The sequence below is a fragment of the Pseudomonas sp. genome (genome assembly GCF_049645325.1).
In the GTDB taxonomy this organism is placed as follows: Bacteria; Pseudomonadota; Gammaproteobacteria; order Pseudomonadales; family Pseudomonadaceae; genus Aquipseudomonas.
Genome location: NZ_JBARTQ010000035.1, coordinates 1 through 6931, shown reverse-complemented (window position 1 = coordinate 6931; position 6931 = coordinate 1). Strand labels below are relative to the sequence as shown.

Sequence of the window (6931 nt, the reverse complement as noted above, 5' to 3'; positions counted from 1 at the left end):
CTCCCACATTTGATTGGGTTTCCAAGCAAGCATCAGCACTCCCGAACTTAACTGATAACAAGGACATCCCCATGCGCGCACTCGCCGCCCTGAGCCGCTTTGTCGGCAATACCTTCGCCTACTGGGTGTTGATTTTCGCGGTGCTGGCGTTCCTTGAGCCTGGCTGGTTCATTGGCCTCAAAGGCGCCATCGTGCCGCTGCTGGGCCTGGTGATGTTCGGCATGGGGCTGACCCTCAAGCTTGAAGACTTCGCCGAGGTCGCCCGTCATCCGTGGCGCGTGGCACTCGGCGTGGTCGCGCATTTCGTGATCATGCCCGGCGTGGCCTGGCTGCTGTGCCAGGCCTTCCACCTGCCGCCGGAGATTGCCGTCGGCGTGATCCTGGTCGGTTGCTGCCCCAGCGGCACCTCCTCCAACGTGATGACCTGGCTGGCCCGCGGCGACCTGGCACTCTCGGTGGCCATCGCCGCCGTCACCACCCTCCTCGCCCCGCTGCTCACCCCGGCACTCATCTGGCTGTTGGCGTCGGCCTGGCTGCCGGTGTCGTTCATGGAATTGTTCTGGTCGATCCTGCAAGTGGTGCTGCTGCCGATCGTGCTCGGTGTGGTCGCGCAACGCGTGCTCGGCGAACGGGTTCGCCATGCGGTGGACGTGCTGCCGCTGGTGTCGGTGGTCAGTATCGTGATCATCGTCGCAGCCGTGGTTGCAGCGAGCCAGGCGAAGATCGCCGAATCCGGCCTGCTGATCATGGCCGTGGTGATGCTGCACAACACCTTCGGTTACCTGCTGGGCTATTTCACCGGTCGCCTGTTCAAGTTGCCATTGGCGCAGCGCAAGTCGCTGGCGCTGGAAGTGGGCATGCAGAACTCCGGGTTGGGCGCCGCGCTGGCCAGTGCGCACTTCTCGCCGCTGGCGGCGGTGCCGAGCGCGCTGTTCAGCGTCTGGCACAATATTTCCGGGGCGTTGCTCTCGACTTACTTCCGTCGCATGAGCGAAAAGGAAGACCGTCGCGCACTGGAACGCTCGTCAGAAACTTGATCACCTGATCAATATTCGGCACTCTACCGAGCTTGGCGGGGACGACCCCGCGACGCTCGTGCGCGCTTAATCAGGGGACGACCCCACCTATAGAAGTGAGGTCATCATGTCCTGGATCATTCTGTTTTTCGCCGGGCTGTTTGAAGTCGGCTGGGCGGTTGGTTTGAAGTACACCGACGGTTTCAGCAAACCCGTGCCGACCGCCCTGACGATTGCCGCCATGGCCATCAGCCTCGGCCTGCTGGGGCTGGCCATGAAGGAGCTGCCGCTGGGCACCGCTTACGCCATCTGGACGGGCGTGGGTGCCGTGGGCACGGTCATCGCCGGGATTATTCTGTTTGGGGAATCCATGGCGCTGTTCCGGTTGGCCAGTGTGGCATTGATTATTTGCGGGCTCATTGGCCTCAAGATCAGCGCTTAGGCCACTACCGCTATCGCAGGCCAGCCAGCGCCCACATTTGAACGTGTTCACAATCAAAATGTGGGAGCTGGCTGGCCTGCGACGAGGCCCTTAAAGCCTGCAAAAAACTACCTGACACTCCCGCGCAACACCCCCACCCGTTCTTGCAACAGTGCAGGCGTCGCCGCCTCAATCGCCACCGGCTCACCCGCCACCAGCACCACCCGCGACCAGATGCGATGAAACACACCCTTGTTCGGATCGCGACTGAAAAAACTCCCCCACAACCCCTGCAACGCCATCGGAATCACCGGCACCGGCGTCTCCTCCAGGATGCGCGTCAGCCCGCCGCGAAATTCGTTCATCTCGCCATCGGCGGTCAACTTGCCTTCCGGGAAGATGCACACCAACTCCCCTTCCTTCAGGTACTGGGCAATCCGCGTGAAGGCTTTTTCGTAGATCTGGATATCTTCATTGCGCCCGGCAATCGGAATCGCCCCGGCGGTACGGAAGATAAAGTTGAGCACCGGCAGGCGGTAGATCTTGTAGTACATGACAAAGCGAATCGGCCTACGCACTGCGCCGCCGATCAACAGCGCATCGACAAACGACACGTGGTTGCACACCAGCAGGGCCGCGCCTTCATCCGGGATCAGCTCCAGGTTGCGATGCTCCACGCGGTACATGGAATGGCTGAGCAGCCAGATCATGAAACGCATGGTGAACTCGGGAACGATCTTGAAGATATAGGTGTTGACCGCGATGTTGAGCAGCGACACCACAAGGAACAATTCGGGGATCGACAGCTTGGCCACGCTCAACAGCAGGATCGACACAATGGCCGAGACCACCATGAACAGCGCATTGAGGATGTTATTCGCCGCAATCACCCGCGCCCGTTCGTTCTCGGCGGTGCGCGACTGGATCAGCGCGTACAACGGCACGATATAGAAGCCGCCGAATACACCCAGGCCGAGGATGTCGAACAACACCCACCAGGCCTGGCCGTAGCCGAGCACCGCGAGCCAATCGTTGGCCTGGACGTTCTGCGGGAAACCGCCGGAGTGCCACCACAGCAGCAGGCCGAACACGGTCAAGCCAAACGAGCCAAACGGCACCAGGCCGATTTCGACTTTACGGCCGGAGAGTTTTTCACAAAGCATCGAGCCCAGCGCAATGCCCACCGAGAATACGGTGAGGATCAGCGTCACCACGGTTTCGTCGCCGTACAACCATTCCTTGGCGTACGCCGGGATCTGCGTGAGGTAGATCGCGCCGACAAACCAGAACCACGAGTTACCGACGATGGAGCGCGAAACCGCTGGGGTTTGACCCAGACCCAGGCGCAACGTGGCCCAGGACTCGCTGAAGATATTCCAGTTCAGGCGCAACCCCGGCGTGGAAGCCGCCGCGCGAGGAATGCTGCGGCTGGCCAGGTAGCCCAGCACCGCCACACCCACAATCGCCGCCGCGACTATCGGTGCATAGTGGGTGGACGACATCATGATCCCGGCGCCGATGGTGCCGGCCAAAATCGCCAGAAACGTGCCCATTTCCACCAGCCCGTTGCCGCCCACCAGCTCATCTTCGTGCAGGGCCTGCGGCATGATCGAGTACTTCACCGGGCCAAACAGCGCCGAGTGCGTGCCCATCGCAAACAGCGCCAGCAGCATCAGTTCCAGGTGATTGAACAGGAAGCCCGTGGCGCCCACGCTCATGATCACGATCTCGCCGATCTTGATCGCGCGGATCAACGCGTCCTTGTTGAATTTCTCGCCGAACTGCCCGGCCAGCGCCGAGAACAGGAAAAACGGCAGGATAAACAGCAGCGCACAGAGATTGACCCAGATGGAGCGGTCACCGTCGAGGGTGAGTTTGTAGAGAATCGCCAGGATCAGCGATTGCTTGAAGATGTTGTCGTTGAAGGCACCCAGCAACTGAGTGACGAAAAACGGCAGGAAACGCCGTGTGCGCAGCAAGGTGAATTGTGAGGGGTGGCTCATCGTCCGTGTTTCCTGCATGGCCTGTTAGGCTTTGTTGCCCGAAGGCTTTTATTGAGAGACAGGCCACGACTTTACCTAATCGCGCTTACTTATTCGCTAGTCCTGCAATGCATGGAGAAACAAAAAGCTCGCCTTTGTAAGCGCCCTGCACGGTGCGCTTGACGACAATCAGCCACATCAGCGCCAACGCCACCACCAAGACACTGCCGAAGACGCTGAAAAAACCCAAATGCAGCACACGCGCCAGCTTCAAGGTAGCCAGCGCGTACACCCCCAGCGGGAAGGTAAAACCCCACCAGCCGAGGTTGAACGGGATACCGGCGCGCAGGTAGCGCAGGGTGATCAGCACCGCGATCAGCATCCACCACAAGCCAAAACCCCACAGGGTAATGCCCGCCACCAGGCCCAGGCCGCTGGCCATTTCGCCGACGCCGGGCAGGCCATTGGCGGTGAAGATCGCAGGCGCATCGCCGCCCAGCAGCAACATGCCGAGCGCACCTGTGCCGATCGGGCCAAGGGCCAGCCAGCTCGATGCGGCCATGTTGGCGTGAGGCAGTTTATGCAGGGCCATGCGCAGCATCAGGATGGTCAGGATGCTGAACGCCACCGGCAGCGAAAACGCCCACAGCACGTAGCTGGTCACCAGCATGACCAGTTGCGAATGCGCGTCCACCAGGTGCGGCGCGAGCAGGCCGCCACTGGCGGCGGCGACTTCGGCCGCGACCACGGGCAACAGCCACACGGCGGTCATCTGGTCGATGCTGTGTTCCTGGCGGGTAAACATCATGAACGGGATCAGCACACCGCAGGCCATGGCCATCGCCACGTCCAGCCACCACAAGGCTTCGGCCAGCGGCACCACGCCACTGCCCCAACGCGGCAGGCCGAACAGCAACAAACCGTTGAGAATGGTCGCAAGGCCCATGGGAATGGTGCCGAAAAACATCGACACGGTTGAGTGCCCGAAGATCCGCCGCGCTTCGTCGAAGAACATCACCCAGCGGGCCGCGTAGAGAACGCTGAACAGCACGAACAAGCCAATGGTGAACAGCCACAACCCTTCGGCAATGGCGTGCATGCCCGGCAGGTTGACCGGTAATTGGGCCAACGCCAGTGCCAGCACGCCGGTGCCCATGGTCGCGGCAAACCAGTTGGGGGTGAACTGGCGAATCACTTCCCGTGGACGGGTCAAGTGGCTGAAAGGTTTGTAACTGATGGTGTTCGAGCAGGTCATGATGGCAATCCTCTTCCTCGCATGAGGTTGAAACCATCATAGAACCTGATCGAATATCTATATAACGGGTAATATCTCTAACTGTTATCTATTTTGCCAATATAGGATCAGTGACTACTGCCTTGGCTCGCCGAATTGGCTTTAACAGAATCCTGCAACAGCAGGCCACCCAGCGCTCCGAGGGAGAGCAGGATCAGCACTGCGCCGTAGCCGTCAGTGGTGGCGATCAAGCCAAAAACCCGGCTCAGGTTACCCGCCAGCAACGCTGGCAGGCAGAACGCCAGGTAGCTCAGCACGTAGAACGCCGACATCAATCCGGCGCGCTCATGGGGCAACGCCAACCCTACGATACTGCGGACACTGCCCATAAAGCCGCCGCCGAAGCCAAACCCTGCAACCACACTGGCGACAAAGAACAGCGGCAAGCTGGCGCTCTGTACGGCGACCAGCAGCAAGGCCACGCCCACCGCCAACAGCGCGGCCGACAGGCGCATGACCTTGTCCGCCGGGCGGTTGCGCAGGCTGTAAATCATCACCGCGCCACTTAGGGTGACGACGGCCACCAGCCCACCGCCGATCAGATGTGACGTCGAACCGGTCGCCGCGCGCACCAGCGACGGTGCCAATGATGAAAAGAACCCGCCCAACGCCCACACCGCCACGTTCAATGGCATGACCAGCCACAATGCACGGCGCGCCTGCGGGGGCACATGCAGCGTCGGCGCCAGTGATTTCAAGGCACCTGGAATGCGGCTCACAGTTTCGCGCAAGCGCCATACATACAGGGCTTGCAGCACCATCAACCCGAGCATCATGAAGTAGATCAACTGAGTCGGCCGAGGTGCGAATTCCACCAGCAACCCACTGCCCAGGCCGCCACTGGCCATGCCCAGCATAGGCGCCAGACTGTTGAGCATCGGGCCGCGTGCGCGGTCGGTGTCGAGCAGCGTTGCGCTCAGCACTGCGGTCGCCATTCCCGTTGCGAAACCTTGCAGGGCACGGGCGATGATCAAGTGAACGGTGGAGTCGGCGGTGATAAACAGCAGCATTGCCACACTGTTCAGCAGCAAAGCGGCGAAAATCACCGGCTTGCGCCCCAGGTAATCCGAGAGTGAACCCACGGTCAGCAGCGCTGCCAGCAGGCTGACGGCGTAGACACCGAAAATCACTGTGAGCATCGCGGCGGAGAAATGCAGGTTGTCCTGATACACCTGATACAGCGGCGTCGGCGCGCTGGAAGCGGCGAGAAAGGTCAGCACCGTGATCACCAGGAACGCCAGGCTGGACCGTTGAGAAATGACGCGAGACATGGGCACACTCCGCTAAAGCTAATATTTTGCTTTTGTGGAGTGTGCTACCGGGGAGCGCTTAAAGCAAATTCTTTGTGTTAAGGTTTTAGGCATGGCAATTAAAGAAGGCCTTCGCCCGGGGGGCCGCAGTGCCCGGGTCCAAGAATCAGTGCACAACGCCGCGCGCGAACTGCTGGAAGCCCATGAGCGTTCCAGCGTCACCGTGCCGATGATTGCTGCGCGTGCAGGTGTCACGCCTTCGACCATCTACCGGCGCTGGGGCGACCTTTCTGCCCTGCTGGCGGATGTGGCCCTGGAGCGTTTGCGTCCGGACAGTGAGCCGGCTGACACGGGGAGCTTGCGTGGCGACCTGCGGGCCTGGGGCGAGCAGTATCTGGATGAAATGAGTTCGGAGTTGGGGCGCAACATGATGCGTGATGTGCAGTGCAGTCATCCCAAGGACTATTGCAGCCACATCCTGATGGGCCAGTTGCAGATTATCCTCGACCGGTACCGGGACGGCGTGGAGGTGTTGCCGACGCTGGACCGGCTGCTGAATCTGATTGCGGCGCCCACGGTGTATCGCAGTTTGTTTTCGAGTGCGCCGTTGGCGGTTGAGGAGCTGCATGAGTTGATTGAGTTGGCGCTGAGGCGTTAAGGCTGGGTGCTGGCCAGAGGGCCTGTTTTTGGGGTGGCCTTGGGGTTGGGGTTTTTGGGTGATTGGGTACATATCCGTTGTTTTGGTGATGGCGGGTATGGGTTCCGCTCTTACAGCGGGTCACTTTCGAAAAGCGCGAAAGTAACCAAAGCGCTCTTGCCCCACCACTCGGCACCTCGCTGTGGCTCGGTGTGCCCGCACTCCGGCTTGAATCCGTGGGCCGCCGTGACGGGCCATCCATGGCCCAACACGGCTAACCCGGCGTCCTGCCGGGTTACCCACGGATTCAAGCCTGCGTGCGGCCATCGTG

6 protein-coding genes are annotated in these 6931 nt (G+C 60.8%); 3 read left to right on the top strand and 3 right to left on the bottom strand.

Going from position 1 to position 6931, the window contains the following annotated elements; genetic code table 11:
- Positions 1-71 precede the first annotated feature (71 nt).
- Both WBB95_RS01435 and sugE read left to right on the top strand, forming a co-directional pair.
- Positions 72-1037, top strand: a complete 966-nt coding sequence (locus WBB95_RS01435; RefSeq protein WP_424485962.1) for a bile acid:sodium symporter family protein — start codon at positions 72-74, stop codon at positions 1035-1037.
- A gap of 106 nt (positions 1038-1143) precedes the next feature.
- On the top strand, positions 1144-1458 hold the full coding sequence (sugE, locus tag WBB95_RS01430) for a quaternary ammonium compound efflux SMR transporter SugE (RefSeq protein WP_424485961.1): 315 nt from the start codon (positions 1144-1146) through the stop codon (positions 1456-1458).
- A 107-nt stretch (positions 1459-1565) separates the two neighbouring features.
- Here sugE and WBB95_RS01425 read toward each other — a convergent pair whose 3' ends face one another.
- The 3 genes from WBB95_RS01425 to WBB95_RS01415 form a co-directional block, all read right to left on the bottom strand.
- Positions 1566-3440, bottom strand: a complete 1875-nt coding sequence (locus WBB95_RS01425; RefSeq protein ID WP_424485960.1) for an MFS transporter — start codon at positions 3438-3440, stop codon at positions 1566-1568.
- A gap of 85 nt (positions 3441-3525) precedes the next feature.
- On the bottom strand, positions 3526-4674 hold the full coding sequence (locus WBB95_RS01420) for a TDT family transporter (protein ID WP_424485959.1): 1149 nt from the start codon (positions 4672-4674) through the stop codon (positions 3526-3528).
- Positions 4675-4781: 107 nt separating this feature from the next.
- On the bottom strand, positions 4782-5984 hold the full coding sequence (locus WBB95_RS01415; RefSeq protein WP_424485958.1) for an MFS transporter: 1203 nt from the start codon (positions 5982-5984) through the stop codon (positions 4782-4784).
- 91 nt (positions 5985-6075) lie between these two features.
- Between WBB95_RS01415 and WBB95_RS01410 the strand changes: the two genes are divergently transcribed.
- Positions 6076-6621: a TetR/AcrR family transcriptional regulator gene (locus WBB95_RS01410; RefSeq protein WP_424485957.1), complete on the top strand. Its 546-nt coding sequence runs from the start codon at positions 6076-6078 to the stop codon at positions 6619-6621.
- The last annotated feature ends 310 nt before the right edge of the window (positions 6622-6931 follow it).

Coding starts and splice junctions, on each gene's coding strand:
- WBB95_RS01435 (WP_424485962.1), top strand. CDS start 72: ATGCGCGCACTCGCCGCCCTGAGCCGCTTTGTCGGCAATACCTTCGCC.
- sugE (WP_424485961.1), top strand. CDS start 1,144: ATGTCCTGGATCATTCTGTTTTTCGCCGGGCTGTTTGAAGTCGGCTGG.
- WBB95_RS01425 (WP_424485960.1), bottom strand. CDS start 3,440: ATGAGCCACCCCTCACAATTCACCTTGCTGCGCACACGGCGTTTCCTG.
- WBB95_RS01420 (WP_424485959.1), bottom strand. CDS start 4,674: ATGACCTGCTCGAACACCATCAGTTACAAACCTTTCAGCCACTTGACC.
- WBB95_RS01415 (WP_424485958.1), bottom strand. CDS start 5,984: ATGTCTCGCGTCATTTCTCAACGGTCCAGCCTGGCGTTCCTGGTGATC.
- WBB95_RS01410 (WP_424485957.1), top strand. CDS start 6,076: ATGGCAATTAAAGAAGGCCTTCGCCCGGGGGGCCGCAGTGCCCGGGTC.